This window comes from Pseudacidovorax sp. NFM-22, assembly GCF_021401245.1.
Classification (GTDB): domain Bacteria; phylum Pseudomonadota; class Gammaproteobacteria; order Burkholderiales; family Burkholderiaceae_C; genus Xenophilus.
The window spans coordinates 148,340-174,924 of the sequence record NZ_JACBFY010000001.1 but is presented as its reverse complement, the minus strand read 5'-3'; the positions used below and the strand labels follow the sequence as shown (position 1 = coordinate 174,924).

General features: G+C 69.2%; 29 protein-coding genes and 1 tRNA gene. 22 read left to right on the top strand and 8 right to left on the bottom strand.

All coding sequences use genetic code 11. The features are described from left to right. The first annotated feature begins 30 nt into the window (after nt 1–30). Together L0984_RS00835 and L0984_RS00830 are read left to right on the top strand one after the other, a co-directional pair. The gene (locus tag L0984_RS00835; RefSeq protein WP_234191897.1) at nt 31–633 is read left to right on the top strand and encodes a GNAT family N-acetyltransferase; all 603 of its coding nucleotides are present in this window, start codon (nt 31–33) and stop codon (nt 631–633) included. Next, on the top strand, nt 630–1,310 hold the full coding sequence (locus L0984_RS00830) for a helix-turn-helix domain-containing protein (RefSeq protein WP_234191896.1): 681 nt from the start codon (nt 630–632) through the stop codon (nt 1,308–1,310). The genes L0984_RS00835 and L0984_RS00830 overlap by 4 nt, the downstream gene beginning before the upstream one ends. Here the strand turns inward: L0984_RS00830 and L0984_RS00825 are convergent. Next, a complete protein-coding gene (locus L0984_RS00825; RefSeq protein ID WP_234191895.1) occupies nt 1,301–1,702 on the bottom strand; it encodes a VOC family protein in 402 nt (133 codons plus the stop codon). The two genes, L0984_RS00830 and L0984_RS00825, sit on opposite strands and share 10 nt — an antisense overlap. A gap of 145 nt (nt 1,703–1,847) precedes the next feature. On the opposite strand from L0984_RS00825, the gene L0984_RS00820 reads away from it, so the two are divergent. Continuing rightward, entirely contained in the window at nt 1,848–3,128 is a 1,281-nt protein-coding gene (locus tag L0984_RS00820) for an amidohydrolase family protein (RefSeq protein WP_234191894.1), read from the top strand. Nucleotides 3,129–3,170: 42 nt separating this feature from the next. Here L0984_RS00820 and L0984_RS00815 read toward each other — a convergent pair whose 3' ends face one another. After that, complete coding sequence (locus L0984_RS00815) at nt 3,171–3,752, bottom strand: amino acid synthesis family protein (RefSeq protein WP_234191893.1); 582 nt, start codon at nt 3,750–3,752, stop codon at nt 3,171–3,173. A 283-nt stretch (nt 3,753–4,035) separates the two neighbouring features. Here L0984_RS00815 and adh point away from each other — a divergent pair, with 283 nt between their 5' ends. The 3 genes from adh to L0984_RS00795 all read left to right on the top strand — a co-directional run bounded on the left by adh (nt 4,036) and on the right by L0984_RS00795 (nt 7,450). Further along, nucleotides 4,036–5,556: an aldehyde dehydrogenase gene (gene adh / locus L0984_RS00810; protein WP_234191892.1), complete on the top strand. Its 1,521-nt coding sequence runs from the start codon at nt 4,036–4,038 to the stop codon at nt 5,554–5,556. Between the two features lie 143 nt (nt 5,557–5,699). After that, entirely contained in the window at nt 5,700–6,731 is a 1,032-nt protein-coding gene (adhP, locus tag L0984_RS00805) for an alcohol dehydrogenase AdhP (protein WP_234191891.1), read from the top strand. Between the two features lie 227 nt (nt 6,732–6,958). Further along, nucleotides 6,959–7,450, top strand: coding sequence for a pilin (locus L0984_RS00795; protein ID WP_304303988.1), 492 nt, complete (start codon nt 6,959–6,961; stop codon nt 7,448–7,450). A gap of 63 nt (nt 7,451–7,513) precedes the next feature. On the opposite strand, the gene L0984_RS00790 is transcribed toward L0984_RS00795, so the two are convergent. Further along, the gene (locus L0984_RS00790; protein ID WP_234191890.1) at nt 7,514–8,440 is read right to left on the bottom strand and encodes a helix-turn-helix domain-containing protein; all 927 of its coding nucleotides are present in this window, start codon (nt 8,438–8,440) and stop codon (nt 7,514–7,516) included. A gap of 118 nt (nt 8,441–8,558) precedes the next feature. Here L0984_RS00790 and pobA point away from each other — a divergent pair, with 118 nt between their 5' ends. The 14 genes from pobA to L0984_RS00720 all read left to right on the top strand — a co-directional run bounded on the left by pobA (nt 8,559) and on the right by L0984_RS00720 (nt 22,395). Beyond that, the gene (pobA, locus tag L0984_RS00785) at nt 8,559–9,731 is read left to right on the top strand and encodes a 4-hydroxybenzoate 3-monooxygenase (RefSeq protein ID WP_234191889.1); all 1,173 of its coding nucleotides are present in this window, start codon (nt 8,559–8,561) and stop codon (nt 9,729–9,731) included. 341 nt (nt 9,732–10,072) lie between these two features. Beyond that, nucleotides 10,073–12,637, top strand: coding sequence for a nitrite reductase large subunit NirB (gene nirB, locus L0984_RS00780; protein ID WP_234191888.1), 2,565 nt, complete (start codon nt 10,073–10,075; stop codon nt 12,635–12,637). Nucleotides 12,638–12,648: 11 nt separating this feature from the next. After that, a complete protein-coding gene (gene nirD, locus L0984_RS00775; protein ID WP_234191887.1) occupies nt 12,649–12,990 on the top strand; it encodes a nitrite reductase small subunit NirD in 342 nt (113 codons plus the stop codon). A gap of 56 nt (nt 12,991–13,046) precedes the next feature. Beyond that, nucleotides 13,047–13,859: a formate/nitrite transporter family protein gene (locus tag L0984_RS00770; protein WP_234191886.1), complete on the top strand. Its 813-nt coding sequence runs from the start codon at nt 13,047–13,049 to the stop codon at nt 13,857–13,859. 11 nt (nt 13,860–13,870) lie between these two features. Continuing rightward, nucleotides 13,871–15,637, top strand: a complete 1,767-nt coding sequence (locus L0984_RS00765) for a protein kinase domain-containing protein (RefSeq protein ID WP_234191885.1) — start codon at nt 13,871–13,873, stop codon at nt 15,635–15,637. 117 nt (nt 15,638–15,754) lie between these two features. Then, the gene (gene atpD / locus L0984_RS00760) at nt 15,755–17,227 is read left to right on the top strand and encodes a F0F1 ATP synthase subunit beta (RefSeq protein ID WP_234191884.1); all 1,473 of its coding nucleotides are present in this window, start codon (nt 15,755–15,757) and stop codon (nt 17,225–17,227) included. Beyond that, complete coding sequence (locus L0984_RS00755) at nt 17,224–17,730, top strand: F0F1 ATP synthase subunit epsilon (RefSeq protein WP_234191883.1); 507 nt, start codon at nt 17,224–17,226, stop codon at nt 17,728–17,730. Before atpD ends, L0984_RS00755 begins: the two co-directional genes overlap by 4 nt. Nucleotides 17,731–17,798: 68 nt before the next feature. Then, the gene (locus L0984_RS00750; protein WP_234191882.1) at nt 17,799–18,161 is read left to right on the top strand and encodes an AtpZ/AtpI family protein; all 363 of its coding nucleotides are present in this window, start codon (nt 17,799–17,801) and stop codon (nt 18,159–18,161) included. Next, nucleotides 18,158–18,433 (top strand): N-ATPase subunit AtpR, encoded by a 276-nt coding sequence (locus L0984_RS00745; RefSeq protein WP_234191881.1) that lies wholly within the window; start codon nt 18,158–18,160, stop codon nt 18,431–18,433. The genes L0984_RS00750 and L0984_RS00745 overlap by 4 nt, the downstream gene beginning before the upstream one ends. Beyond that, on the top strand, nt 18,430–19,143 hold the full coding sequence (locus tag L0984_RS00740; protein ID WP_234191880.1) for a F0F1 ATP synthase subunit A: 714 nt from the start codon (nt 18,430–18,432) through the stop codon (nt 19,141–19,143). The genes L0984_RS00745 and L0984_RS00740 overlap by 4 nt, the downstream gene beginning before the upstream one ends. Next, nucleotides 19,136–19,384, top strand: coding sequence for a F0F1 ATP synthase subunit C (locus L0984_RS00735; protein ID WP_114804757.1), 249 nt, complete (start codon nt 19,136–19,138; stop codon nt 19,382–19,384). The genes L0984_RS00740 and L0984_RS00735 overlap by 8 nt, the downstream gene beginning before the upstream one ends. Then, nucleotides 19,381–20,115: a F0F1 ATP synthase subunit B family protein gene (locus tag L0984_RS00730; protein WP_234191879.1), complete on the top strand. Its 735-nt coding sequence runs from the start codon at nt 19,381–19,383 to the stop codon at nt 20,113–20,115. The genes L0984_RS00735 and L0984_RS00730 overlap by 4 nt, the downstream gene beginning before the upstream one ends. Further along, nucleotides 20,096–21,592 (top strand): F0F1 ATP synthase subunit alpha, encoded by a 1,497-nt coding sequence (locus tag L0984_RS00725; RefSeq protein ID WP_370645864.1) that lies wholly within the window; start codon nt 20,096–20,098, stop codon nt 21,590–21,592. The genes L0984_RS00730 and L0984_RS00725 overlap by 20 nt, the downstream gene beginning before the upstream one ends. Further along, the gene (locus L0984_RS00720; protein WP_234191878.1) at nt 21,589–22,395 is read left to right on the top strand and encodes a F0F1 ATP synthase subunit gamma; all 807 of its coding nucleotides are present in this window, start codon (nt 21,589–21,591) and stop codon (nt 22,393–22,395) included. The genes L0984_RS00725 and L0984_RS00720 overlap by 4 nt, the downstream gene beginning before the upstream one ends. Nucleotides 22,396–22,717: 322 nt before the next feature. On the opposite strand, the gene L0984_RS00715 is transcribed toward L0984_RS00720, so the two are convergent. Continuing rightward, nucleotides 22,718–22,912: a hypothetical protein gene (locus L0984_RS00715; protein WP_234191877.1), complete on the bottom strand. Its 195-nt coding sequence runs from the start codon at nt 22,910–22,912 to the stop codon at nt 22,718–22,720. Nucleotides 22,913–22,986: 74 nt separating this feature from the next. Between L0984_RS00715 and L0984_RS00710 the strand changes: the two genes are divergently transcribed. Next, nucleotides 22,987–23,202, top strand: a complete 216-nt coding sequence (locus tag L0984_RS00710; protein ID WP_234191876.1) for a hypothetical protein — start codon at nt 22,987–22,989, stop codon at nt 23,200–23,202. Between the two features lie 41 nt (nt 23,203–23,243). Here L0984_RS00710 and L0984_RS00705 read toward each other — a convergent pair whose 3' ends face one another. The 3 genes from L0984_RS00705 to L0984_RS00695 all read right to left on the bottom strand — a co-directional run bounded on the left by L0984_RS00705 (nt 23,244) and on the right by L0984_RS00695 (nt 25,481). After that, nucleotides 23,244–24,017, bottom strand: a complete 774-nt coding sequence (locus tag L0984_RS00705) for a YaaC family protein (protein WP_234191875.1) — start codon at nt 24,015–24,017, stop codon at nt 23,244–23,246. A 143-nt stretch (nt 24,018–24,160) separates the two neighbouring features. Next, nucleotides 24,161–25,141, bottom strand: coding sequence for an IS5 family transposase (locus L0984_RS00700; protein WP_234192746.1), 981 nt, complete (start codon nt 25,139–25,141; stop codon nt 24,161–24,163). A gap of 49 nt (nt 25,142–25,190) precedes the next feature. Beyond that, nucleotides 25,191–25,481, bottom strand: a complete 291-nt coding sequence (locus L0984_RS00695) for a YaaC family protein (protein ID WP_234191874.1) — start codon at nt 25,479–25,481, stop codon at nt 25,191–25,193. 160 nt (nt 25,482–25,641) lie between these two features. On the opposite strand from L0984_RS00695, the gene L0984_RS00690 reads away from it, so the two are divergent. After that, complete coding sequence (locus tag L0984_RS00690) at nt 25,642–26,391, top strand: phage baseplate assembly protein V (RefSeq protein WP_234191873.1); 750 nt, start codon at nt 25,642–25,644, stop codon at nt 26,389–26,391. Between the two features lie 109 nt (nt 26,392–26,500). Here L0984_RS00690 and L0984_RS00685 read toward each other — a convergent pair. Continuing rightward, nucleotides 26,501–26,576: transfer RNA gene (locus tag L0984_RS00685), tRNA-Lys, on the bottom strand. Nucleotides 26,577–26,585: the final 9 nt, after the last annotated feature.

The window sequence follows — 26,585 nt, the reverse complement described above, 5'->3', positions numbered from 1 at the left end:
GCGAGCGGCGGCGCGCCGTATGCTCGTCCCATGACAACGGCCGGCGCACGGCGCACCGCCATCGACCCTGCCAGGCTCCAGGGCCCCCGCGTGCGCCTGCGGCCCTGGCGGCCCGACGACCTGGCGCCTTTCGCCGCGATGAGCGCCGATGCGCAGACGATGGCCTGGTTCCTCTCGACCATGGACCGCGCCGCGAGCGATGCCATGGCGCAGTGCTGCCAGGCCCTGATCGATGCCCAGGGCTGGGGCTTCTGGGCCGTGGAGCTCGCGGCGGCCGGCGCCGACGGCCCCTTCATCGGCCTGTGCGGCCTGAACCGGCCGGCGTGGCCCCTGCCCTTCGCGCCTTGCGTCGAGATCGGCTGGCGGCTCGCACGGCCGTGGTGGGGCCGTGGCCTGGCCGCCGAGGCCGCTGCCCTGGCACTGCAGGTCGGCTTCGACGAACTGGGCCTGGACGAGATCGTCGCCTTCACGGTGGTCGGCAACCAGCGCAGCCGTACGCTGATGGCACGCCTGGGCATGACGCACGACGAGGCGGACGACTTCGACCATCCGGCCGTGCCGGCAGGCCATCCGCTGCAGCGGCACGTGCTCTACCGGCTCGCGCGGGGCGACAGGCCAGGGCAGCGGACGTGAGCCGGCTCGCCCAGCCGGACGTGGTCCTGGAGGCGTGGTCTTCCCAGGGCGCGCTGCCTGGGCGCTTCCTGATCCTGCCCGACGGCTGCCGCGACCTGGTGTTGCACCGGGGCGAAGGGCCCGCGGCCGCGAACTGGCAGGTGTCGCCGCTCGACGACTGCGCACGCCGCGTGGACAGCCCCGGTGGCGGCCGCTGGTTCGGCTGGCGGCTGCGCCCGGGGACGCAGGTGAGGCCGTCCCTGCTGCTGCAGGCGGTGGCCCATCTGAGCGTCGACCCCCACATCGACGCCGAAACGCTGGCCCGGCAGGTCGCGCCGAGACTTGCCGACTTCTGTCTCACCGATCCACGCGTCGACGAGGCCCTGGCCGTGATCGCCGAGGCCACGAGCACGGCCGCCGCCGTCCGGGCACTGGGCGTCGGCGAACGCAGCCTGCAGCGCTTGCTGGCGCATGCCATTGGACGTCCTCCGGCGTTCTGGCGTTCACTGGCGCGCATCCGCCAGGCCGTGCGCTCGCTGGAAGGCCCGACCCCTCTGGCGGAAGTGGCCGCCGATCACGGCTTCACCGACCAGGCGCACCTGAGCCGCGAATGCCGGCGATGGATGGGAGTGCCGCCAGCGCAGTTGCGGCACGAGGCCCAGATGCTGCGCACCGCCACCGCGTCCGGCTACGGCTGATCCGGCGACGGCGGCGCCACGGGCGTGCACAACTCCACCAACACACCGTCGGCGTCGTTCACATAGGCGATGGTCTGGCCCCAGGGCATGGTCTGCGGCGCACGCACCAGCGATGCGCCAGCGGCCACGGCGCGCGCGACGGCCGCCGGAACGTCCGTCGTCGTGAAGGCGATTTCGCCACTCGGTGCGGAAGGCTCGGCTGGCCGCGGCGACTTGCCCAGGCTGCGCATCAGCCCCAGCGAGGCGAAGGCCAGGGCCGTGCCGCCAGTGTCGAGCTCGCCGTAGTCGCCCTGGGGGCTGAGGAAGCGGCGGCGCTGAGCGAAAGCCCGCTCGTAGAAGTCGAGCGTGGCGGCCACGTCCTGGACGTAGAAGATGGCGTAGGCAAACTGCATGGTCGAATGCTCCGGGTGAATGAGGGCAGAAAAGCCCGGCCAGAATAGGCAGCCCGCGCCGGGCTGTCTTGCATGAATCCGACAGCCCGGCCCACGCTGGCAAGCCGCTTGCGTCGCTTGTCCCGCCCCGTCTTCCGATCGTCCCATGCTCGACCTGCTCATCACCCACGCCACCCTGCCCGACGGCCGCGCCGGCCAGTCCATCGCCGTCCAGGACGGCCGCATCGTCGAGGTGGCAACCGGCCTCGATGCGCCGGCCCACGAGACGCTGGACGCCGGCAGCCTTCTGGTCGCACCGCCCTTCTGCGACCCGCACTTCCACATGGACGCCACGCTCAGCTACGGCCTGCCGCGCGTCAACCAGAGCGGCACGCTGCTCGAAGGCATCGCGCTGTGGGGCGAGCTCAAGCCGCTGCTGACGGCCGAGGCGCTGATCGAACGCGCCCTGGCCTACTGCGACTGGGCCGTGGCCCGGGGCCTGCTGGCCATTCGCAGCCACGTGGACACCAGCGACCCCAGCCTGCTGGCCGTCGATGCGCTGCTGGAGGTCAAGCGCCGCGTCGCGCCCTACATCGACCTGCAGCTGGTGGCCTTTCCGCAGGACGGCGTGCTGCGCACGGCCGGCGGCGTCGACAGCCTGCGCCGCGCCCTGCGCAAGGGCGTGGACATCGTGGGGGGCATTCCCCATTTCGAGCGCACCATGGCCGACGGCGCCGAGAGCGTGCGCCTGCTGTGCGAGATCGCCGCCGAGGAAGGCAAGCTGGTCGACATGCACTGCGACGAATCGGACGACCCGCTGTCGCGCCACATCGAGACGCTGGCCTTCCACGCGCAGCGCCTGGGGCTGCAGGGCCGCGTGACGGGCTCGCACTGCACGTCGATGCACAGCATGGACAACTACTACGTCAGCAAGCTGCTGCCGCTGATCGCCGAGGCGGGCGTGAGCGTGATCGCCAATCCGCTGATCAACATCACGCTGCAGGGCCGCCACGACAGCTACCCCAAGCGCCGCGGCATGACGCGCGTGCCCGAGCTGATGGCCGCCGGCGTGAACGTCGCCTTCGGCCACGACTGCGTGATGGACCCGTGGTACGGCATGGGCTCGGGCGACATGCTGGAGGTGGCCCACATGGGCCTGCATGTGGCGCAGATGACCAGCCAGTCGGGCATCCAGCAGTGCTTCGAGGCCGTGACCACGAATGCGGCGCGGCTCATGCACCTGCCCGGCTACGGCATCGCGCCGGGCTGCGACGCGAGCTTCGTGCTGCTGCAGGCGCGCGACCCGGTGGAGGCGATCCGGCTGCGGGCCACGCGGCTCGCCGTCTATCGCAAGGGGCGCCTGCTGGCAAAGTCGCCCGCGGCGACGTCCCAGCTGTTCGTCGAAGGGCGCCCCGGCAGCACCGCCTTCATGCCAGCGCGCTGCTGAGCCGCGGCACAGGGCCTGGCCACGGCGCGCGCCTGCCGCGCGTTAGCGCTGGCCGTCGTTGACCGCCACGTTCTCCTTGAGCAGGCCGCCCAGGCGCGAATGAACGCGCCCGCCGGTGCCCATCACCAGCGCGAACAGGATCTCGCGCGGGCGCGGGGCGTCCTGCATGCCGACCTCGATGCTGTTGAAGTGGCTGCGGACGTAGGAGGCGTGGATGTAGTGCACCGGCACCATCAGGCGGTAGCCCGCCACGGCCACCGCCTTGTTGGCCGGCACCATGGCCTTGGGCTGGCCCAGCACTTCGCGCATGGCCCAGCCGCCGGCCTCGTGCCAGACGGCGCCATGCTCCATCTCGCCGTCGATGCCGACGATGGCGGCCTTGCTGTAGACCTCGACCTTGTCCTTGCCGCCCAGGGCCTCCACCAGCTCCATGGCCAGCTCGGTGCCCAGGGCACGCAGCTCGGCCATGAAGGGCATCAGGTCGGCTTCGTAGCGGCCGGCGTAGGGGTTCTGGATCACCGCACAGGCGGCCGCCAGCTTCAGCGGTTGGGCGGGCGCCGGGCCGCCCTCGTGGTAGGTGGTCTCGATGGTGAGGCTGCGCTTGCGGATCTGGATGAGGGACATGGGAGTGCGCCCGAAGGCGAGGGAAAGACGTGAAGCGGGCGCGAAGACGCCCCGCAGGAAGCCCGTCATGCTGCCACGGGGTGTTCCGCCACGCCACAGCTGTGCCATTGCGGCACACCGGGCGAACAGCGGCACGGCTGCGCGCCGGCGGGCGCCTTGCAGCCAAGTAACTGTCTTTGAAAGGTTTTTTCCAGGAACACCCGCGCCGTCCGCGCTGGCACATGGCTTGCCCCACAAGCACACCGCCCACCCCGGCGCGGCAACCCAACCGGAGACAAGCACCATGGACATGGCAGACATCGCCCACCTCGGCGTGGCCAACCCCTTCAAGAAGCAGTACGGCAACTACATCGGCGGCCGCTGGGTCGCGCCGGTGGACGGGCAGTACTTCGAGAACGTCTCGCCCATCGACGGCCAGGTGTTCTGCACCATCCCGCGCTCCAACGACAAGGACATCGAGGCCGCGCTGGACGCCGCCCACGCCGCCAAGAAGGCCTGGGGCCGCACCTCGGCCACCGACCGCGCCAACGTGCTGCTCAAGATCGCCGACCGCATGGAGGCCAACCTGCTGACCCTGGCCGTGGCCGAGACCATCGACAACGGCAAGCCGCTGCGCGAGACCCTGGCCGCCGACTTGCCGCTGGCGGTCGACCACTTCCGCTACTTCGCCAGCTGCGTGCGGGCGCAGGAAGGCAGCATCGCCGAGGTGGACCACGACACCATGGCCTACCACTTCCACGAGCCGCTGGGCGTGGTTGGCCAGATCATTCCCTGGAACTTCCCGCTGCTGATGGCCGCCTGGAAGCTCGCCCCGGCGCTGGCCGCCGGCAACTGCATCGTGCTCAAGCCCGCCGAGCAGACGCCCGCCTCGATCCTGGTGCTGATGGAGCTCGTTGGCGACCTGCTGCCACCGGGCGTGCTGAACGTGGTCAACGGCTTCGGCACCGAGGCCGGCAAGGCGCTGGCCACCAGCAAGCGCATCGCCAAGATTGCCTTCACCGGCTCGACGCCGGTGGGCAAGCTGATCATGCAGTACGCCAGCCAGAACCTGATCCCGGTCACGCTGGAGTTGGGCGGCAAGAGCCCCAACATCTTCTTCGAGGACGTGATGTCGGCCGACGACGGCTACTTCGACAAGGCGCTCGAAGGCTTCGCGATGTTCGCGCTCAACCAGGGCGAGGTCTGCACCTGCCCCAGCCGGGCGCTGATCCAGGAGTCGATCTACGACGCCTTCATGGAGCGGGCCCTCCAGCGCGTCAAGGCCATCAAGCAGGGCAACCCGCTGGACAAGAGCACCATGATCGGCGCGCAGGCCTCGCAGGAGCAGCTGGACAAGATCCTCTCGTACATCGAGATCGGCCTGCAGGAAGGCGCGCAATGCCTCACCGGCGGCGTCCGCAAGGCCTTCGAGGGCGGCCTGGCCGGCGGCTACTACGTGGAGCCCACGGTCTTCAAGGGCCACAACAAGATGCGCATCTTCCAGGAGGAGATCTTCGGCCCGGTGCTCTCGGTGACCACCTTCAAGACCGAGGAAGAAGCATTGGAGATCGCCAACGACACGCTCTTCGGCCTGGGGGCCGGCGTGTGGACGCGCGATGGCGCGCGCGCCTTCCGCATGGGCCGCGGCATCGAGGCCGGCCGCGTGTGGACCAACTGCTACCACGCCTATCCCGCGCACGCGGCCTTCGGCGGCTACAAGCAGTCGGGCATCGGCCGCGAGACCCACAAGATGATGCTCGACCACTACCAGCAAACCAAGAACCTGCTGGTCAGCTACAGCCAGCAGCCCCTGGGCTTCTTTTGACATGGGTCATCCTGCCCCGCCTGGGGCAGGCCTAAGGTGACGCCTGTCCACGCGGACGCCCGTTCGCGTGCCCGGCCGCCCGTCGCCCCCCACAGGGCCGGCGCGGGCGGCCTCTTCTCTTCTTGTTGTGGAAGGAATCGAGCATGTCCCAGAAGACCATGAAAGCCGCGGTGGTCCGCGCCTTCGGCCAGCCGCTGACCATCGAGGAAGTCCCCGTCCCCACGCCCGCCGACGACCAGATCCTGGTCAAGATCGAGGCCTCCGGCGTCTGCCACACCGACCTGCATGCCGCCGAGGGCGACTGGCCGGTCAAGCCCAACCCGCCCTTCATTCCCGGCCACGAAGGCGTGGGCTTCGTCGCCGCCATCGGCCGCAACGTCAAGCATGTGAAGGAAGGCGACCGCGTGGGCGTGCCCTGGCTGCATTCGGCCTGCGGCTGCTGCACCCATTGCCTGGGCGGCTGGGAGACGCTGTGCGAATCGCAGAGCAACACCGGCTATTCGGTCAACGGCGGCTTTGCCGACTACGCACTGGCCGATCCCAACTACGTCGGCCACCTGCCCAAGGAGGTCGGCTTCGTGGAGATCGCGCCCGTGCTGTGCGCCGGCGTGACCGTCTACAAGGGCCTGAAGGTGACCGACACGCGCCCGGGCGACTGGGTCGTGATCTCCGGCATCGGCGGCCTGGGCCACATGGCGGTGCAGTACGCCCGCGCGATGGGCCTGAACGTGGCGGCCGTGGACGTGGACGACGACAAGCTGGCCCTGGCCCGCACCCTGGGCGCCACGGTCACCGTCAATGCCTTGACCACCGACCCGGCGGCCTTCCTGCAGAAGGAGATCGGCGGCGCGCATGGTGCGCTGGTGACGGCCGTCTCGCCCAAGGCCTTCGAGCAGGCACTGGGCATGGTGCGGCGCGGCGGCACCGTTTCGCTCAACGGCCTGCCGCCGGGGGACTTTCCGCTGCCCATCTTCGACATGGTGCTGCGCGGCGTGACGGTGCGCGGCTCCATCGTGGGCACGCGGCTGGATCTGCAGGAGGCGCTGGACTTCGCCGCGCGAGGCCAGGTGCATGCCACCGTGGCGACCGACAAGCTGGAGAACATCAATGACGTGTTCGCCCGCATGCACAAGGGCCAGATCCAGGGCCGCATCGTGCTCGACATGAATGCGTGATCCACGCAGGCGCGCGGCGCCCCGCCGCCGCGCGCCTGTTACCAATTCGTGATCAATCAATATTCGTAAATAAACACAAATTAATTGCTCGCTGAATTTGACCAAATTTCTGGCAGAAAAATAAGCGCCCATCCATTCGCACCGATGGACGACGAATATCCCGCTGATATCCTGTTGAGCGCCGCTCCAAGAATCAGAAGCGGAATTTCAAAGGGAGTTGATCTGTCATGGAAATTCGTCATTCGCGCCACGGCTCGCGGGGCTTCACCCTGATCGAGTTGATGATCGTCATTGCCGTCCTGGGCATTCTCGCGTCGGTCGCCATTCCGCAATACACCGACTATTCCTCGCGCGCCCGCGCCGCCGCGGCGATGTCGGAATTGGCGCCCCTGAAAGGTTCGGTGGTCGCCTGCGCCACCGACCTGGGCACATTCACCGGCTGCAATGCCGGAACCAACGGAATTCCGTCGACCTTCACCGCCACCAAGAATGTCACCGGCGGCTTCGGTATCACCAATGGCGTCATCGCCGCCACGACCGGCGCCACCAGCAAGAAGGGCACCGCGCTCACGGTCACGCTGACGCCGAGCCAGACCGACGGCGCTGCAAACCTGGTCTGGACCACGGCGGGCACCATCTGTGATGACACGCGCGGGCTGCGCGCAGGCCAGGGCGGCTGCGCCGACGCGCCCGCGACGCCTCCGGCATCGGGCGGTTGACGCCGGCGGCACCTCGAACCTTCGGTGGGCGCCTCTGGCGCCCTTTTCTTTTTTGACGCGTGCCTACGCCGCTGCCGTCGTGGGGGCAGCCGCCTCGCCGACCGTGGCCGGCTGGCTCACGCGAGCCCGGAACGCCCGCGGCGAGCAGCCGCAGGTACGCGCGAAGACGCGGCTGAAATGCGCCGGATCGTCGAAGCCCAAAGCCTCGCCCACGGCGGTCACGCTGGCCGTGGTGTAGGCCAGGTGGCGCCGGGCTTCGCGCATGCGCCGGGCGTCGACCAGACGGGAGATGGGCAGGCCCGTGGCGACGCGGGCCACGCGGCTCAGATGGGTCGGCGTGACGGCCAGCGCGGCCGCGTAGTCGCTCACCCGCCAAGCTGAGGCGAAATGCCGTTCGAGCAAGGATTCGAAGCGCCGCAGCAGGCGCGATCCAGCCAAGTCCACCGCCTCGGCCTGTGCCACGCCCAGCGCCTGGGCCGCCAGGCCGAGCACGGCGGTGCCCAGACCGCGCAGCACCAGGGCGCGCGCAGGATGCATGGGCGCCACGAAGGCCTCGGTGAGCGCGGCCAGCAGCGTGCCGAGCGTGGCTGCGCTGGCCTCGTCCACGGTCTGGGCCGAGGCGCGCGAGAGCAACGAACGCGCCTCGGGAATCGCAGCCAGCTGGGCGTCCACCAGTTCGTCCGGCAGGCTCACCACCCAGCCCTGCGTGCCTGGAGAGAAGGCAAAGGCGTGCACCTCGCCGGTCGGCACGTTCACCAGCGTGTGGCGGCCCAGCGGCGCCGGACCGGCCTCCAGCCAGGCCGTGCCCTGCCCTTCCTGCAGCCACAGCAGCTGGTGCAGCCGATGGTGGCGATGACGCGCCAGCTCCCAGTCGTGCAGCACGGAGCGGGCGGCGATGGTCTCGCAGTGCAGCACGTCGGGCAGGTCGCCCGCCTCGCCGAAGAGCGCATAGGAACGGATGGCGGGAGCCTTGGCGCCAGGGGCATGCATGATGTTCGAATCGTACAAGTACGGACGCGTTCGATCCATTCCGGCCGGGGCGATGCAGCGCCAAGATTCGGGCCAGCCGGCGAGGGCTGGCGACCGTTCCAACCAGGAGACTGCATCCATGAAAACCCAGGTCTGCATCATTGGCGGTGGCCCTTCCGGCCTGCTGCTGTCCCAACTGCTCGATCTCAAGGGCATCCGCAACGTGGTGCTCGAAAGGCACAGCCGCGACTACGTGCTGGCGCGCATCCGCGCCGGAGTGCTGGAGCATGGCTTTGCCGAACTGATGCGCGAAGCCCAGTGCGGCGAGCGCATGGACCGCGAGGGCGAGATCCACCACGGCTTCTTCATCTCGCACGACGGCCAGATGGACCGCATCGACCTGCACAAGTACTCGGGCGGCCAGTCGGTGGTGGTCTATGGCCAGACCGAACTGACGCGCGACCTGTACGAAGCGCGCGACCGTGCGCAGGGCCAGGTGGTGCACGACGCGCAGGACGTCAAGCCGCACGATCTGGACACCGATGCGCCCTGGGTCAGCTACCGCAAGGGCGACGAGGTGATCCGCATCGACTGCGACTTCGTCATCGGCGCGGACGGCTTCCACGGCGTCAGCCGCAAGTCGATCCCGGCGGACGTGCTGCGCGAGTACGAGAAGGTCTACCCCTTCGGCTGGCTGGGCGTGCTCTCGCGCACCAAGCCCGTTTCGCCGGAGCTGATCTATGCGCGGCACGAGCGAGGCTTCGCGCTGTGCTCGATGCGCTCGCAGGTGCTCAGCCGCTACTACATCCAGGTGCCGCTCGCCGACACGGTCGAGGCCTGGAGCGACGAACTCTTCTGGGCGGAGCTGCAGCGCCGGCTGCCGGCCGAGGTAGCGGACCGTCTGCAGACCGGGCCCTCCATCGAGAAGTCCATCGCCCCGCTGCGCTCCTTCGTGGCCGAGCCGATGCGCTGGGGCCGGCTCTTCCTGGCCGGCGACGCCGCCCACATCGTGCCGCCCACCGGCGCGCGCGGCCTGAACACGGCGGCCTCCGACATTCACTACCTCTATCACGCGATGGTGGACCACTACCTCAAGGGCGACTCCACCGGCCTCGACCAGTACTCCGCCAAGGCCCTGGCGCGCGTGTGGAAGGCGCAGCGCTTCTCGTGGTGGATGACGACGATGCTGCACACCTTCCCGCAGAACAGCGGCTACGACACAGAACTGCAGCGCACCGAGCTGGACTACCTGCTCTCCTCCGAACGGGCCAAGGGCGTTCTGGCGGAGAACTACGTCGGCCTGCCGTTCTGATCGAAAGCGCGGCTGCCCGGGCCGGAGGGCCCATCTTTGGTGCGCTGCACAACCCATGGCGGGGCGCCAAAGCCCGCCAGGCCACCCAAGCCCCCGCCTACGGGGGCTTTTTCTTTGGCACAGAGCTTGCTGCGCTCTGACCGGAGCCCCGGCAGTGCCGCCGATGCGGCTCCAGCGCCCCGCCAATGCCGGCGGAACCCCGCGCAAGCGGCGCCACTGTCGGCGCCTGCCCTCGCGGTTGTTCCCACACGATCTGCATCCTCGCTCTGGCGGCGGCGTCCTCCGGTCCTGAATGGCCGGCCCAGGCTCCTCCCGCCCGCAGGGTGCGCGCAGGACCCCTCATGAAAATCATCGTTGTTGGCCACGGCATGGTCGGCCACAAGTTCCTCGAAGAACTCGCCGCGTCCTCCATTTCCCAGGCAGACGTCACCGTGCTGTGCGAAGAGCCGCGGCCTGCCTACGACCGCGTGCACCTGTCCGAGTACTTCAGCGGCAAGACGGCCGAGCAGCTGTCGCTGGTCGAGGCCGGCTTCTTCGAACGCAGCGGCTTCTCGCTGCGCCTAGGCACCCGCGCGGCGGCCATCGAGCGGCGCAACAACACCGTCACCACCGCCGATGGCGAGGTGCTGCCGTACGACAAGCTGGTGCTGGCCACCGGCTCCGTGCCCTTCGTGCCGCCGGTGCCCGGCCGCGAACGGCCACACTGCCATGTCTACCGCACGATCGAGGACCTGGAAGGCATGAAGGCCTCCGGTGCCAAGTCGAAGAGCGGCGTGGTGGTGGGCGGTGGCCTGCTGGGCCTGGAATGCGCCAAGGCGCTGCGCGACCTGGGCCTGGAAACGCATGTCGTCGAGTTCGCCCCCCGCCTGATGGCGGTTCAGGTGGACGAAGGCGGCGGCCGCGTGCTGCGCAGCAAGATCGAGGCACTGGGCGTGCAGGTGCACACCGGCCGCAACACGGTGGAGATCACCGACGGCGCCACCGCCCGGCACCGCATGGTCTTCTCCGACGGCACCTGGCTGGAGACCGACATGATCGTGTTCTCTGCCGGCATCCGGCCACAGGACGCCCTGGCCCGCCAGAGCGCCCTGGCCGTCGGGCCCCGCGGTGGCGTCGCCGTGGACGCCCACTGCCGCAGCGCCGACCGCGACATCTACGCCATCGGCGAGTGCGCCTCGTGGAACGAGCAGCTCTACGGCCTGGTCGCGCCCGGCTACGAGATGGCCCGCGTGGCCGCCCGCCACTTGGTCGGCGATGCCGACGCCGCCTTCGCCGGCGCCGACATGAGCACCAAGCTCAAGCTGATGGGCGTGGACGTGGCCAGCATCGGCGACGCGCACGGCCGCACGCCCGGCAGCCGCAGCTTCCAGTACGTGGACGAGATCAAGCAGGTCTACAAGAAGATCGTGGTCAGCGCCGATGGCACCAAGCTGCTGGGCGCGGTGCTGGTGGGCAACGCCGACGAGTACGGCACGCTGCTGCAGATGGCGCTCAACGGCATCGCGCTGCCGGAGTCGCCCGAATTCCTGATCCTGCCCTCCAGCGACGGCCAGGCCAAGCCCGGCCTGGGGGTGGACGCGCTGCCGGACACGGCGCAGATCTGCTCGTGCAACAACGTGAGCAAGGGGCAGATCTGCGCCGCGGTGGGCGACGGCGCCTGCACCATCGGCCAGCTCAAGGCCTGCACCAAGGCCGGCGCCACCTGCGGCGGCTGCGTGCCGCTGGTCACGCAGGTGATGAAGGCCGAGATGAGCCGCCGCGGCCTGGCGGTCAACAACCACCTGTGCGAACACTTTCCGCATTCGCGGCAGGAGCTGTACCACCTGGTGCGCGTGGGCGGCATCAAGACCTTCGACGAACTGCTGGCCAAGCACGGCCAGGGCCTGGGCTGCGACATCTGCAAGCCGACGGCCGCGAGCGTGCTGGCTTCGTGCTGGAACGACTTCGTGCTCAAGCCCGAGCTGGCCAAGCTGCAGGACAGCAACGACTACTTCCTGGGCAACATCCAGAAGGACGGCACCTATTCCGTCGTGCCGCGCATGCCCGGCGGCGAGGTCACGCCCGACGGCCTGATCGCCGTCGGCCAGGTGGCCAAGAAGTACGGCCTCTACACCAAGGTGACAGGCGGCGCGCGGGTGGACATGTTCGGCGCCCGGCTGGAGCAGTTGCCCCTGATCTGGGAAGAACTGATCGCCGCCGGCTTCGAGAGCGGCCATGCCTACGGCAAGTCGCTGCGCACCGTGAAGAGTTGCGTGGGCAGCACCTGGTGCCGCTACGGCGTGCAGGACTCGGTCGGCCTGGCCGTGGAGCTGGAGAACCGCTACAAGGGCCTGCGCGCGCCGCACAAGATCAAGTTCGGCGTCTCGGGCTGCACCCGCGAATGCGCCGAGGCCCAGGGCAAGGACGTGGGCGTGATCGCCACCGACAAGGGCTGGAACCTCTACGTCTGCGGCAACGGCGGCATGAAGCCGCGCCATGCCGAGTTGATCGCCAGCGACCTGAGCAAGCCGCAGCTCATCGCGCTGATCGACCGCTTCCTGATGTTCTACGTGCGCACTGCCGACCGCCTGCAGCGCACGAGCACGTGGCGCGACAACCTGGAGGGCGGGCTCGACTACCTGAAGAAGGTGCTGATCGAGGACAGCCTGGGCCTGGCCGAAGAGCTGGAGACGCAGATGCAGGCCGTGGTCGACACCTACCAGTGCGAGTGGAAGACCGCCGTGACCAATCCGGCCGTGCGCAACCGCTTCCGCAGCTTCGTCAACAGCGAACTGCCCGATGAGCGCATCGTGTTCGTGAAGGAGCGCGGGCAGATCCGCCCGGCCCGCGCCGAGGAGCGCGCCGCCGATGCCGCCTCATCCGCCCAGGAAGCGGATGCCACCGCCACCGAAGCCACGCCCGCCTGAGGAGCCCCGCCATGACCACGACCCTCGCCCCCGAATGGACGGCCGTCTGCGCCGTCTCGGACATCCTGCCCGACACCGGCGTCTGCGCACGGATCGACGGCCGGCATGTCGCCATCTTCCGCATCGGCGACGACCGCTTCCACGCCATCGACAACATCGACCCGCAGTCGGGCGCCAGCGTGCTCTCGCGCGGGCTCACCGGCAGCCTGGGCGGGCGCACCGTCGTCGCCTCGCCGCTCTACAAGAACCACTTCGACCTGGCCACCGGCGAATGCCTGGAGGCGCCGCAGCACTCGGTGCGTGCCCATGCCGTGCGCGTGGAGGACGGCCGCGTGCTGGTCGCCCTCGCCTGATTTCTCTTCGCTTTCTCTCCACCTCCTCCCACTTCAAGCTCCATCGAAGGAATCCCATGGCCTACCTTGCTCCTGCCGAGTTCGTCACCAAGATGGTCGACGCCGGCGAATCCAAGCTGCTGATGTCCACCCGCGACACCTTGATCCGCTCGTACATGGCGGGCGCCATCCTGGCGCTGGCAGCGGCCTTCGCCGTCAGCATCACCGTCAACACAGGCAACGCCCTCGTCGGCGCCATGCTGTTCCCGGTCGGCTTCATCATGCTGTACCTGATGGGCTTCGACCTGCTGACCGGCGTGTTCACGCTGGCGCCGCTGGCCGTCTTCGACAAGCGCCCCGGCGCCACCTGGGGCGGCGTTATGCGCAACTGGGGGCTGGTGTTCTGCGGCAATTTCGCCGGCGCGCTGACGGTGGCCGTATTCATGGCCATCATCTTCACCTTCGGCTGGTCCGAGGCGCCCAACGCCATCGGCCAGAAGATCGGCCACATCGGCGAAGGCCGCACGGTGGGCTACGCCGCCCATGGCGCCGCCGGCATGCTGACGCTGTTCATCCGCGGCGTGATGTGCAACTGGATGGTGTCCACCGGCGTGGTGGCGGCCATGATGTCCACCTCGGTGTCGGGCAAGGCCATTGGCATGTGGATGCCGATCACGGTGTTCTTCTACATGGGCTTCGAACACAGCGTGGTCAACATGTTCCTGTTCCCCTCGGGCCTGCTGCTGGGCGGTAACTTCACGTTCATGGACTACCTGATCTGGAACGAGATCCCCACCGTGCTGGGCAACCTGGTGGGCGGCCTGACCTTCGTCGGCGCGACGCTCTACTCCACCCACTACAAGACGGCGCCCAAGCGCGTGCGCGCCTGAGCCTTGCCGTCGTGACGGGCCCTTCCGACGCGCTGCCGCGCATCACCCTCGGCCAGCACTCGCTGGCCGCGCCGGGCGGGCCCAACCAGGACTTCCACGGCGCGATGCTGCCCACCGGCCATCTGCTGGCCAGCAAGGGCGTCGCGCTGGCCGTCGCCGATGGCATCAGCAGCAGCCCGGTGAGCCAGGAGGCGGCGCAGACGGCCGTCGGCGCCTTCCTCGCCGACTACTACGCGACGAGCGAAAGCTGGTCGGTGCGCCGCGCCGGGCAGCGCGTCATCGCGGCCACCAACGCGTGGTTGCATGCGCAGACGATGCGCGGGGACGCCCGCTTCGACAAGGACCGCGGCCATGTCTGCACCTTCACGGCCTTGGTGCTGAAGGGCCGCGAGCTGCACCTGCTGCATGTGGGCGACGCGCGGCTGTGCCGGCTGCATGCGGCGACGCTGGAGCCGCTCTCCGAAGACCACCGCGTGCAGGTCTCCTCCGCCGAGGTCTACCTGGCGCGCGCTCTTGGCGCCGGCGCCCAGGTCGAGATCGACTACCGCCGCTGGGAGGCCGAGCCCGGCGAGGTCTACCTGCTGGCCACCGACGGCGCCCATGCCCACCTCGCGGCCGCCGACCTGCACGACGCCCTGCGCCTGCATGCCGACGACTTCGATGCCGCGGCCGCCGCCCTCACCCGGCGCGCCCGCGAGCGCGGCAGCGACGACGACGCGACCGTGCTGCTGCTGCGCATCGACGCCCTGCCCGCGCCCGGCCAGCCCCTGCCCCAGCTCAGCCGTGAAGGCCTGGCCCTGCCGCCGCCGCTTTCGCCCGGCATGGCCTTCGAAGGCTTCACGCTGGTGCGCGAACTCAAGGTCAGCCCACGCAGCCATGTCTGGCTGGCCACGGACGACGAGAGCGGCGCGCCCGTCGCACTCAAGGTGCCCGGGCCGGATCTGCGCGAGGACGCCGAGGCGCTCGACCGCTTCGTGCTGGAGGAATGGGTGGCCCGGCGCATCGACCATCCGCATGTGCTCAAGGCCTGGCCGGGCCAGCGCGCGCGGCGGCACCTCTTCGTGGCGATGGCCTATGTGGAAGGCCAGACGCTGGCCCAGTGGATGGTCGACCATCCGCGCCCTTCGCTCGACGAGGTGCGTGCCCTGCTCGACCAGATCGGCCGCGGCCTGCAGGCCCTGCACGGCCGCGAGATGCTGCACCAGGACCTGCGGCCCGAGAACGTGATGATCGACCGTGCCGGCACCGCGCGGCTGATCGACCTGGCCTCGGCCCATGTGGCCGGCCTGGCGGAGGGCCGCGGGCCGCTGGCGGCCGATGCGCCGGGCACGCTGCAGTACATGGCGCCGGAATACCTGCTGGGCCAGGGCGGCACCGCCCGGTCCGACCTCTTCTCGCTGGCGGCCCTGGGCTACCAGATGCTGACGGGCCAGCTGCCTTACGGCCTGGCCGCGACCCGCGTGCGCCAGTCGCAGGACCTGCGACGCCTGCGTTACGCGCCCCTGCGCCATCACCGGCCCGAGCTGCCGGCCTGGCTGGACGCCGTGCTGCAGAAGGCCCTGAGCCCGCAGCCCGCGCGGCGGCAGGAAGCTGTGTCGGAACTGCTGCATGAGCTGCGCACGCCCAAGGCCGCGCAGCGTCGCGTGCGGCCGCTGCCGCTCGCCGAGCGCGATCCGGTGCGCTTCTGGCAAGGACTGTCGCTGGCGCTGGCCGTCCTGGTGCTGCTGCTGGCAGGCCTTCTGGTGCTTCGCACCCCCGTTTTCTTGATCCATATCTAAGGATCGCGCTGCGGCGCAGCATGGCGCGGCGGAATCGCCGCATGATGCGGCTACCGGCTCCATGCACCCCGGCACCGTCCGAGGCATGGCCGGATTGCTGCATCGCCGCCCTGCCTCATGAACGATCGCCTGCTTCCCGACACCGAGCCTTCAGCGCGCTGGGCGCAGGTCACGGCCGTGCGCGGCCCGGTGCTCGAGCTGCGGTGCGACGAGGGCCTGCCCGGCATCCATGAGGCGCTGGTGGTCGACCCCGAAGGGGCCGCCGTGGTGTGCGAGGTGCAGTCGCACCTGGATGCCCGGCGCTTCCGCGCCATCGCGCTGCAGCCCACCCAGGGCCTTTCGCGGCTGATGCGGGCGCGCCTCACGGGCGCCCCGCTGACGGTGCCGGTCGGACCGGCCATCCTGGGGCGGCTGCTCGACGTGCTCGGCCAGCCGGGTGACGGCGGCCCGCCGCTGCCGGCCGGGACGCCGCGGCGCGCCATCCATCAGCCGGCGCCGCCGCTGGCGGGCCAGCGGCCGGACGTGCAGCTCTTTTCCACCGGCATCAAGGTGCTGGACCTGCTGGCACCGCTGGCCCAGGGCGGCAAGGCCGCCATGTTCGGCGGGGCGGGCGTGGGCAAGACGGTGCTGGTCACCGAACTCATCCATGCCATGGTGGCCGGCTACGACGGCGTCTCGGTCTTCGCCGGCGTGGGCGAGCGCTCGCGCGAGGGTCACGAGATGCTGCACGACATGCGCAACTACGGCGTGCTCGACCGCACGGTGCTGGTCTACGGCCAGATGAACGAGCCGCCCGGCGCGCGCTGGCGGGTGCCGCTGGCGGCGCTGACCATGGCCGAGCATGTGCGCGACGCGCAGGGCCGCAACGTGCTGCTGCTCATGGACAACGTGTTCCGCTTCGTCCAGGCCGGTGCCGAGGTGTCGGGCCTGCTGGGCCGCATGCCCTCGCGCGTGGGCTACCAGCCCACGCTGGCCACCGAGATCGCCGCCCTGCAGGAGCGCATCGCCTCGGGCGCGCGGGCGGCCGTCACCGCCATCGAGGCGGTGTACGTGCCCGCCGACGACTTCACCGACCCGGCTGTGGCGGCCTTGAGCGCCCACATGGATTCGACCGTCGTGCTCTCGCGCGAGCTGGCCGCCCAGGGCATCTATCCGGCCATCGACCCGCTGCGCACCACCTCCGTGCTGCTGGACCCGGCCATCGTGGGGGCCGCCCATGCGCAGACCGCGGCGGCGGTGCGCGAACTCATCGAGCACTACGACGAGATGCGCGACGTGATCGCGCTGCTCGGCGTGGAAGAGCTGGGTCAGGAGGAACAGCGCCTCGTCGGCCGCGCGCGGCGCCTGCAGCGCTTTCTGACGCAGCCCTTCTTCGTGGCAGCGGCCTTCACCGGCATGGCCGGCCGCAGCGTCACGGTGGCCGACACCATCGCGGGCTGCCAGGCCATCCTGGCCGGCGACTGCGACGACTGGGACGAGCGCTCGCTCTACATGATCGGCACGCTCGACGAGGCCCGAGCCCGCGAGGACGAACGCCGGCGCGGCCGGCCCACCACCGCCACCCCGGATGGCGCCAAGGAAGCGGCATGAACACACGCATGGTCCCGCCGCCGGCTGCGCCCGACGCCAGTGCCACCGGCGCCTCGACGGCGCCGGCCGCCCTGCACCTGACCATCACCACGCCGCTGGCCATCGTGCTGGACGAGGCCGACGTCGCCTCGCTGCGCGCCGAGGACGCCAGCGGCGACTTCGGCATCCGGCCCGGCCATGCCGACTTCCTGACGGTGATCGAGGCCGGCGTGCTGCGCTGGCGCGCTGCCGAAGGGCCCTGGCGTTACTGCGCGCTGCGTGGCGGCGTGTTCAGCGTGGAAGGCGGCCGCAGCGTGCGCGTGGCCTGCCGCGAGGCGACGGTGGGCGATGACCTGGGCGCCTTGCAGGCCCGCATCGCGCAAGAACGCGCCGAGGCGCGCGAGGCATTGCTGCGTGCGCGCAGCCAGGACACGCGCCTGCACGCCCGCGCCATCCGGCAGCTCATGCGCGAGCTGCGTGCTGGGGGCGACACGCTGGGCCTGTCGACGGAGGCCGAGGCATGAGCGGCGGGCCTGTCCACGCGAATGACCGCGCCTCTGCCCTTTCGAATGAGCCATCGGGAAGCGCCGGCTTGGGCGGCCCCCCTTCATCGGGTGCTCCATGGGGCGTTGCCCCCTCTCCCCGGCCCTCTCCCGCGAGGGGAGAGGGTGTTCATGCACAGCCAGCGCCCGAGGACCCCAAGCAGGCCGCCGCCCAACGTGCCCAGGCCCGCGATGAGGCCGCGCAGCGCGATCCCGAACCCTCGCTGGCGCGGCGCTTCGGCCAGATCGGCGTCCTGGGCTGGCTGATCGTTCTGCCCACCCTGGCCGGCCTGTGGCTGGGTCACCGGTTGGACCGCTGGCTGGGCTCCGGCATCACGCTGGCGGCTGCGCTGTTGATGGCGGGCGCCGGCCTGGGGCTTTGGCTGGCCTTGCGATGGATGCACGAGCAATGACCCCTCTCCTCTCCGATCCGGCCACCGGCCTGCGCTGGCTCCTCGCCGCATCGGCTGGCCTGGCTCTGGGCTGGCTGCACTTCCGCAGCCTGGCGCAGGTCACGCGGCTCCTGGTCGCCGGCCGGGCTGCCGGCATCGCCCTGCACGCGGCGCGCTGGCTGCTCCTGGTGGCCCTGCTGGTGCTGTGCGCGCGGGCTGGCGTGGGGCCGCTGCTCGCTGCCGCAGCCGGGGTGATGGGCGGACGCGCCGTTGCGCTGAGGCGCACCGCATGAACATCGACAACCCGCTCACCGCCGCCGTGGCCTTTCGCATCGGGCCGGTGGACATCACCTGGCCCGTGGTCACCACCTGGGGCGTCATGGCCGTGCTGGGCGTTGGGGCCTTCCTCGCCACCCGGCGCCTGTCCCTGCGGCCGGGCCGCGTGCAGGCGGCGCTGGAGATGGTGGTGGAAGTGCTCGATGGCGAGATCGCCGCCGCCATTCCCGGCGATCCGGGCCGCTTCCGCGGACTCATCGGCACGCTGCTGTTGTTCATCGCCTGCGCGAACGCGTCCTCGCTGCTGCCGGGCGTGGAGCCGCCCACCGCCCACCTGGAAACCGACGCCGCCCTGGCGGCCGTGGTGCTGGTGGCCGGCCTGGTGTGGGGCATCCGCATCCTGGGCCTGCGCGGGTGGCTCGCCACCTTCACCCATCCCACATGGGTGATGCTGCCGCTGAACCTCGTCGAGCAGGTCACCCGGCACTTCTCGCTCATGGTCCGCCTGTTCGGCAATGTGATGAGCGGCGTCTTCGTCGTCGGCATCGTCAGCGCGCTGGCCGGGCTGCTGGTGCCCATTCCCCTGATCGCGCTCGATCTGCTGACGGGCGCGGTGCAGGCCTACATCTTCGCCACGCTCGCGCTGGTCTTCATCGGCTCGGCCGTCAACGAAGCCGGCGCGGGCGACCCTCCTTCCACGGACACCCCGGAGCCTCCCCATGGATAACCTCGTCCAGATCGTCAGCATCGTCGCCGCCGCCTTCGCGGTCGGCCTGGGGGCCATCGGCCCCGCCCTGGCCGAAGGCCGGGCCGTGGCCGCTGCGCTCGACGCCATCGCCCGCCAGCCCGAGTCGGCGGGCGCCATCTCGCGCACGCTGTTCGTGGGCCTGGCCATGATCGAGACCATGGCCATCTACTGCCTGGTCGTGGCGCTGCTGCTGCTGTTCGCCAACCCCTTCGTGCGATGAGCTTCCACTGGACCACCTTCGCGTTCCAGCTGGTGAACGTGGTGGTGCTGCTGGCGATCCTGCAGCGCTTCCTGTTCCGGCCGCTGGCCGACGTGATCGCGCGGCGGCAGGCCCAGACCGCCGCCGCCGTGCAGGCCGCCGACGCGGCCAGGGCCCAGGCCGAGACGGCGGCACGACAGGCCCAGGCCGAGACGCAGGCCACGCTCGATGCGCGGCAGCAGTTGCTGGCCGCGGCGCAGGCCGACGCGCAGGCGCAGCGCGACGAACTGCTGACCCAGGCCCGTGCCGAGGCGGCCCGCATCGTCGCCGGAGGCCAGGCGCTGGCAGAACAGGACGCCGCCGCGCGCGAGCGGCGCACCTGGGACCATGCCCGGACCCTGGCCGCCGGCATCGCCACGCGGGCGCTGGGCGCGCAGCCGACGGCGCCCGAGGGCTATGCGCAGCGCCTCGCCGACGCGCTGCAGTCCATGCCCGGGCCCGAGCGGCAGGCCCTGCTGGCCGGCGGGCATCTGCGGCTGGTGGCGCCGCGGCCCCTGAGCGACGACCAATGGCAGGCCACCCGCCAGGCACTGGCGCCCTGGCTGGCCGATGCGCTGCCCGCCCCGGTGACGGACCCGGCGCTCATCGCGGGCCTGGAGCTGTGTTCGGACACGGGTGCCGTGCGCAACTCCCTGGCCCATGACCTGGAACGGATCGCAAAGGCGATGCGCCATGACACCGGCACCGACTGACCTGCAACTGGCCGCGCTGCAGTCGCGCATCGACGCCGCGGTGCTCGGCCCCGGCGTGGAAGAGCACGGCACCGTCGCCGCCATCGCCGATGGCCTGGCCACGGTGACCGGCCTGCCCGGCGCCCAGCTCAACGAGGTCGTGCTGTTCGACAACGGCGCCCGCGGCTTCGTGCTGACGCTCGAAGAAGACCGGCTGCACGTCGCCTTCATGGATCCCATGGACGGCATCGCGGCCGGCGCGCGCGTGACCCGCAGCGGCGAACTCGCGTCGGTGCCGGTCGGCCCCGCGCTGCTGGGCAGGGTGCTCGACCCGCTGGGTCGCCCGCTGGATGGCCTGTCGGCCCCGCAGTGCGACGAGCAGTTGCCGGCCGAGCGAGCCGCGCCGGCCATCATCGACCGCGACTTCGTCAGCGAGCCCGTAGCCACCGGCCTGCTGGTGGTCGATGCGCTCTTCGCCATCGGCCGGGGCCAGCGCGAACTCATCATCGGGGAGCGGCAGACGGGCAAGACCTCCATCGCCGTCGACGCCCTGCTCGCGCAGGCCGCGGGCGACGTGATCTCGGTCTACGTGGCCATCGGCCAGCGCCTGTCGTCAGTGCGGCGCGTGATCGAGGCGGTGCGGGCGCGCGGGGCGCTGGCGCGCACCCTCTTCGTCGTCGCCGAGGCCACGGCCCAGCCGGGGCTGCAATGGCTGGCGCCCTTCGCCGCGACCTCCATGGCCGAATGGTTCCGCGACCGCGGGCAGCATGTGCTCATCGTCTACGACGACCTCACGCGCCATGCCGCCACCCACCGGGAGCTGGCCCTGCTCTCGCACCAGCCGCCGGGCCGCGAGGCCTACCCGGGCGACATCTTCTACCTGCATGCCCGCCTGCTGGAGCGCTCGGCCAAGCTGTCGGCCGCGCGCGGGGGCGGCTCGCTCACGGCCCTGCCCATCGCGGAGATCGAGTCGGGCAACCTGTCCGCCTACATCCCCACCAACCTGATCTCCATCGCCGATGGCCAGATCGTCACCTCCGAAGTGCTGTTCGCCGCCAACCAGCGGCCGGCCGTGGACATCGGCCTGTCGGTCAGCCGCGTCGGCGGCAAGGCGCAATGGGGCGCCCTCAAGGCCGTGGCAGGGCGGCTTCGGCTGGACTACGCCCAGTACCTGGAAATGAAGATGTTCGCGCGCTTCGGCGGCTTCGGCGACGACGCCATGAAGGCGCGCATGGTGCGCGGCGAACGCATTGCGGCACTCCTGGCGCAGGACCGCTTCACGCCCCTGCCGGTGGTGGTGCAGATCGCCCTGCTGGCGGCCCTGGACGCCGGTGTGCTGGACGCGGTGGCGCCGGCGCGGCTGCCCGCGCTCAAGGCCGCCCTCCCCGCCCGCGTGGAGGCGGAACCCCGGCTGCAGGCCCTGCGCGCGCAGCCCGACGCGCTCGATGCCGCAATGCGCGCGCTGCTGGTCGAACTGGTGCAGCAGGCCCTGCAATGACCGCGCGGCCCGAGGACCTGCAGCGGCGACTGACCGGCCTGGAGCAGATCGACGAGGTGGTGGGCGCGCTGCGCGCCATCGCCTCGGGCCAGTCGGCCGCCGCCCGCAGCGCCCTGCCCGCCATCGAGGCCCATGCGCTCACCACGCGCCGTGCCATGGCGCGCTTGGCGGCCTCCACGGCGGCGACCACAGCACCGGCCGGACCGGGCCTGCTATTGGTGATCGGCGCGTCGCAGGGCTTTGCGGGCGCCTATCCGCAGCGCGTGGCCGCCACGGCCCTGCAGGCGCTGACGCCGGACACGGGCCTGCTGGTGGTCGGCCGCCGGACCGCGCAGGCGCTCCTGGATCGTGGGCGCCAGCCCCTGTGGTCCGCGGACCTGCCCGGGCGTCCGGCGGCGATCCCGGCCCTGGCCAGCGAGGTGACCGCCGCCCTGGTGGCGCAGGCCGTCGCGCACCCGGGGCCCATCGACGCCATCGCCGGCCTGCCCGCGGCGGGCCACGCGCTGGCGGCGGTGCGGCTCTTCCCGCCTGAACCCGTGGCTGCGGCGCAAGGCATGCAGCCACCCCTCATGACACTGGCCCCGGCGGTGCTGATGGCATCGCTGCTGCAGGAGGCACTCTTCGCCGCCGTCGCACGGGCCCTGATGCGCGGCCTGGAAGCCGAGGCCGCCGCCCGCATGCAGGCCATGGCCCAGGCACGAAGCAACTTGCAGCGCCGCAGGAACGAGGTCGAGGCCGCCTACCGGCAGGCGCGGCAGGAGCAGATGACGACGGAGATGATCGAGCTGGCGGCGGGGCGGTAGGGGCGCGGAGTGCATCGTGTTCACCGATGCCGACGCGCAGGCCATCGAGGCACATCGGGCCGCCGCATTCGGCGCCTGACGCCGGCTGCCACTCAGCGCCGTCACGCCGGCGCGGGCCAGCAGGCTCAGGGGCCGCGCTTTCAGGCCGCCGTGACAGCAGGGCCAACGCGAACATGCCCCGCTGCTCACCCGCCAGGTCGCCGCCAGAAAGAAGGCTGACTCGCCAGTCCGAACAGGCAGGCCCAGCGCGCCCACCCCCGCCGCATGTCCTGCAACAGACAGCCAGGTTGCCGGCGCCCTTCACACCGCAATGAGCAGCGGCTCAAGCCCCGCGCGGCGCATCGATGGGCGCAAGCCAGCGCGACGCCGCCAGGCTGGGGGCCAGCGCGCGCAGTTGGGTGTCGTGCGCAATCTCGCGCGCCGTCGCCTCCAGCTCGATGGGGTCGACCGTGCGCCAGTGCAGCTGGAGGCGGTGAGCGCACGCCGCGATCCAGGTTTCGTCGTCTTGGGTGTTCATGCGGCCAGTCTAGCCAAACACTGTACATTTGCACAGTATTCGGCAACCCTGGTTGACATCACCTAGACCCTCCCATGAGCCTCTTCGGACACCCCACCCTGCTGCGCGTGCCGGCCTGGTACAGCAATCGTGTGCAAGACGAGATCGTGCTGCCGCTCCCGCCCGAGGAGTACGACATCGAGCCCGGCGAGGGCATCAATGGGCGGTGGGTGGTGACCAGCTCCAGCGGGGCGGTGGTCTACAACGGGATTGGGCCGGTGGAGGTGGTGCGGTCGCCGGCGCAGTTTTGAAAGCAGTAGTCCGGCAGGAGATGGTTTAGTGATGCTTCCTGTTATTTTTCTGATGTCTGTTTCCTTGTAACCTGATAATTAATTAGTTCAATGATCAGCTCAGGAAAGGTGGTTTCAACATACCTTTGGGCAGCGCTAATCGAGGGCCAAAGAACATCGCCCTTGCTACCACTATAGAGCGCTGTCCATTGAGTAGGGAAGTAACGCGCAAGCATCCCCAAAAAATATGAAATGATATAGGTTATCGCCACCTGGGAATATCGGACTTCGCTTTGAAAGGGTGCCGCAATGTGCAGGCTTGGTATCGAACCAAAAATTTTGTCTACATAGGCGTGCGTGAACTGAGGGGTCTTTTCGCCAAATGTCTTTGCTGAACAAGTTAAGCTTGCCATGTTACTTGTCCCGGTAACTGAAAAACCCTCGTCCCAGCCCCAAGATTTAAGCAATTCGAACGATGCGTTGATTGATGCGCGGAAGCCGTTCTCTTTTGAATACGTGAGTTCACCGACGGGGAGCGTGCTGCGAGCACGGTCTTGTGGCAAATATGAGGCCACGTCCGGTAATTTCGACAACAGTTCACCCAACCTAATTGTTGATCCCCGTTCAGGGACGTCATATGAAATCCCCCAATCGACCGCAGAAGATCGTGTGTGGACACATATGAAGTTATCCGTATTCTGAAGAAGGTCAAAAAATAAACCCGAACTGATTTGCACCTCTAATGCCTCAATACCTAAGAGACTTTCCGGGATTTTGCCGAGCAATTTTTTTTGCCACTCCAACGTTGTAAGTCCGTGGCTAGGGATGCTCTTCACCAATCGTGCGCTGCGCGTCAGAACAATTTGACCGCCCCGTCTTGTTGGCTGCCACCGGCAGGTGCGGGAGCCAAGTCGGCAAGGGCCTGCGGCGTAGGGTGGAAGTGGGTTCCCAAAGCTTCCGTCTGGCAGTTCTGTGTCCGTCACGCCGTTGCAGGACGCACCTGGGCCATCAATGTCTGTCTGACCATCCACAGGTTGCTCAACGCAAACAGTACCTTCAACTGCACGGTGTTCTTAGCCAGGCCGCGGTAGCGAACCTTCACATGTCCGAATTGGCGCTTGATCACCCGAAACGGGTGCTCGACTTTGGCTCGTACGCTTGCCTTCAGCCGCTCGATCTTTTCGGTCAGTGCATCCACCGCGTCGGTTGCGGGTTCAAGCGCTCGGCGCAGCCCCGGACGCATCGCCACATGCCAGCGCACGTGCGCCCTCGCATCAGCACGCTTGTTCACGCCCTGGTAGCCCGCATCGCCGAACGCGAACTTCTCCTGCCCGTGCAGCAGGCTGTTGCCCTCGAGCACGTCGTTGACGTTGCCGGCGGTCCCCCGCACCGTGTGCACCAGCCCCGAGTCGGCGTCCACGCCGATGTGCGCCTTCATGCCGAAGTGCCACTGGTTGCCCTTCTTGCTCTGGTGCATCTCGGGGTCTCGCTTGCCATCCTTGTTCTTGGTCGAACTGGGGGCCGCAATCAGCGTGGCATCCACCACCGTGCCGGCCTTGAGCATCAGCCCCTGGCCCGTGAGCAGTTCGTTCACCCGCGCCAGGATCTGATCGGCCAATTTGTGCTGCTCCAGCAAGCGGCGAAAGCGCAGGATGCTCGAATCGCTGGGCAGCGCGTCGCCCCAGTTGGACAGGCCGGCGAAGTCGCGAAAGACGGGTACGTCGTGCAGGGCCTCTTCCATCGCCGGGTCCGACAGGTTGAACCACTGTTGCATGAAATGGATGCGCAGCAGCGTCTCTACAGCGAAAGGCTGCTGGCCGCGGCGGCCACTCTCGGGCGCGAAGGGCTCTATCAGTGCCACCAGATCGGGCCAGGGCACCACCCTGTCCATCGAATCGAGAAACTCGCGCTTGCGCGTTCGCTTGGTCGACAGCGGCAGGCCCAGGCTCGTTTGCTTCATGGTCAGCATGCTCGGCCTTCACGAGGCCACACGCAAGCACATCGGCGGGCTATTGGTGAAGAGCATCCCTAGGAGTGAGACTGGTTTCACCCATATCCGGTTTGAACAGCAGCACCAACGCACGGCTTAAACTGGCAACTCCATAAAAGGTTAGAACAGGCCGCACCGATGAGTTGGAATTTGCCGCGTTGCGGAAAAATTCTCTTGCTTGACGGGCGGCCGACGTTATCTCCAAAATCCGACGCTGGTTTAAATGACGGCCAAAAAGCTTATGGTGCCATAGGCCGACCGAATCACTGGTTTCTAACTGCAGGAGCTTTTGCCAGATATCACCATTCATGCCATTTCCTTGGTGTTGTATTGGCGCGCAGTGTAGAAGTAAGGAACGGGCACAGTTTGCCGATGATCTGTACAAATGGCGCAGTTGCGCGCCTCTTTACCCGGCACGACCCGACACGCGATAGCTCGCGCGCGCACGTCTCCCCCGGCAAATTGGTCGCATGGACATCGACCTGTTGCTGCCGGACGTGCTGCGCAAGCTGGAGAACCTCGTGCGCACCGGCACCATCGCCGAGGTGCGCCACGAGCTGCCCGGCGCCCTGGTGCGCGTGCGCACGGGCAACAACGTCACCGACTGGCGCCCGTACCACGAGCTGCGCGCCGGCAACACCCGCACCTGGAACCCGCCCACGGTCGGCGAGCAGGTCACGCTGCTTTCGCCCGGCGGTGACCTGGCCGGCGCCCTGGTGATCGGCGGCATCCACCAGAATGACCACCCCGCCCCCAGCACCGACCCAAACAAGACCGTCACCGTCTACCCGGACGGCGCCACGGTCAGCTATGACCACGCCGCGCACGCCCTGGTCATCACGCTGCCCGGCGGTGGCACAGCGGACATCACCGTCCCCGACTGCATCACCGTCATCTGCAAGACGGCGGACGTGACGGCCAGCGACAGCGCAACGCTATACGCCAAGCGTGTCACCGCTCGACGCGCCCGACACCGTTGCCAGCGGCAACTGGCGGGTGCAGAAGACTCTGACGTGCACGCAGGGAATGGTGGGAACGGTAGGCCCGGCGTCGCGCCGAGGCCGAGCTTGAAGCAGGCCGTGCGGATGTCTGCAGCACGCCACCAACGCCACAACCAGCCGCCCCATGGGGCCGCACGAGGCAGGCTCAAGCCCTATCAGGGTATACGACGGAAAGTATGGAGGCGACCTACATCCGGCACAAGGCTTGCCGGCGGGTGATGCCGATTCGGTGATTTGCGGAACAGTGTTCCGCAAACATCACCTTTGAGGGGTGCAGCTTGCTACAACGAATGTAGCGCTAAAGCGTTGTGGCAGCTGGAGAAAGGGGTGGTAGGACGTGCAGGATTCGAACCTGCGACCAACGGATTAAAAGTCCGCTGCTCTACCAACTGAGCTAACGTCCCGCTTCACGT

Excerpts from the sequence above, each read along its gene's own strand:
- L0984_RS00835 (WP_234191897.1), top strand. The coding sequence starts at position 31 with ATGACAACGGCCGGCGCACGGCGCACCGCCATCGACCCTGCCAGGCTC.
- L0984_RS00825 (WP_234191895.1), bottom strand. The coding sequence starts at position 1,702 with ATGCAGTTTGCCTACGCCATCTTCTACGTCCAGGACGTGGCCGCCACG.
- L0984_RS00820 (WP_234191894.1), top strand. The coding sequence starts at position 1,848 with ATGCTCGACCTGCTCATCACCCACGCCACCCTGCCCGACGGCCGCGCC.
- L0984_RS00815 (WP_234191893.1), bottom strand. The coding sequence starts at position 3,752 with ATGTCCCTCATCCAGATCCGCAAGCGCAGCCTCACCATCGAGACCACC.
- adh (WP_234191892.1), top strand. The coding sequence starts at position 4,036 with ATGGACATGGCAGACATCGCCCACCTCGGCGTGGCCAACCCCTTCAAG.
- adhP (WP_234191891.1), top strand. The coding sequence starts at position 5,700 with ATGTCCCAGAAGACCATGAAAGCCGCGGTGGTCCGCGCCTTCGGCCAG.
- L0984_RS00795 (WP_304303988.1), top strand. The coding sequence starts at position 6,959 with ATGGAAATTCGTCATTCGCGCCACGGCTCGCGGGGCTTCACCCTGATC.
- L0984_RS00790 (WP_234191890.1), bottom strand. The coding sequence starts at position 8,440 with ATGCATGCCCCTGGCGCCAAGGCTCCCGCCATCCGTTCCTATGCGCTC.
- pobA (WP_234191889.1), top strand. The coding sequence starts at position 8,559 with ATGAAAACCCAGGTCTGCATCATTGGCGGTGGCCCTTCCGGCCTGCTG.
- nirB (WP_234191888.1), top strand. The coding sequence starts at position 10,073 with ATGAAAATCATCGTTGTTGGCCACGGCATGGTCGGCCACAAGTTCCTC.
- nirD (WP_234191887.1), top strand. The coding sequence starts at position 12,649 with ATGACCACGACCCTCGCCCCCGAATGGACGGCCGTCTGCGCCGTCTCG.
- L0984_RS00770 (WP_234191886.1), top strand. The coding sequence starts at position 13,047 with ATGGCCTACCTTGCTCCTGCCGAGTTCGTCACCAAGATGGTCGACGCC.
- atpD (WP_234191884.1), top strand. The coding sequence starts at position 15,755 with ATGAACGATCGCCTGCTTCCCGACACCGAGCCTTCAGCGCGCTGGGCG.
- L0984_RS00755 (WP_234191883.1), top strand. The coding sequence starts at position 17,224 with ATGAACACACGCATGGTCCCGCCGCCGGCTGCGCCCGACGCCAGTGCC.
- L0984_RS00745 (WP_234191881.1), top strand. The coding sequence starts at position 18,158 with ATGACCCCTCTCCTCTCCGATCCGGCCACCGGCCTGCGCTGGCTCCTC.
- L0984_RS00740 (WP_234191880.1), top strand. The coding sequence starts at position 18,430 with ATGAACATCGACAACCCGCTCACCGCCGCCGTGGCCTTTCGCATCGGG.
- L0984_RS00735 (WP_114804757.1), top strand. The coding sequence starts at position 19,136 with ATGGATAACCTCGTCCAGATCGTCAGCATCGTCGCCGCCGCCTTCGCG.
- L0984_RS00730 (WP_234191879.1), top strand. The coding sequence starts at position 19,381 with ATGAGCTTCCACTGGACCACCTTCGCGTTCCAGCTGGTGAACGTGGTG.
- L0984_RS00725 (WP_370645864.1), top strand. The coding sequence starts at position 20,096 with ATGACACCGGCACCGACTGACCTGCAACTGGCCGCGCTGCAGTCGCGC.
- L0984_RS00720 (WP_234191878.1), top strand. The coding sequence starts at position 21,589 with ATGACCGCGCGGCCCGAGGACCTGCAGCGGCGACTGACCGGCCTGGAG.
- L0984_RS00715 (WP_234191877.1), bottom strand. The coding sequence starts at position 22,912 with ATGAACACCCAAGACGACGAAACCTGGATCGCGGCGTGCGCTCACCGC.
- L0984_RS00710 (WP_234191876.1), top strand. The coding sequence starts at position 22,987 with ATGAGCCTCTTCGGACACCCCACCCTGCTGCGCGTGCCGGCCTGGTAC.
- L0984_RS00700 (WP_234192746.1), bottom strand. The coding sequence starts at position 25,141 with ATGAAGCAAACGAGCCTGGGCCTGCCGCTGTCGACCAAGCGAACGCGC.
- L0984_RS00695 (WP_234191874.1), bottom strand. The coding sequence starts at position 25,481 with ATGAATGGTGATATCTGGCAAAAGCTCCTGCAGTTAGAAACCAGTGAT.
- L0984_RS00690 (WP_234191873.1), top strand. The coding sequence starts at position 25,642 with ATGGACATCGACCTGTTGCTGCCGGACGTGCTGCGCAAGCTGGAGAAC.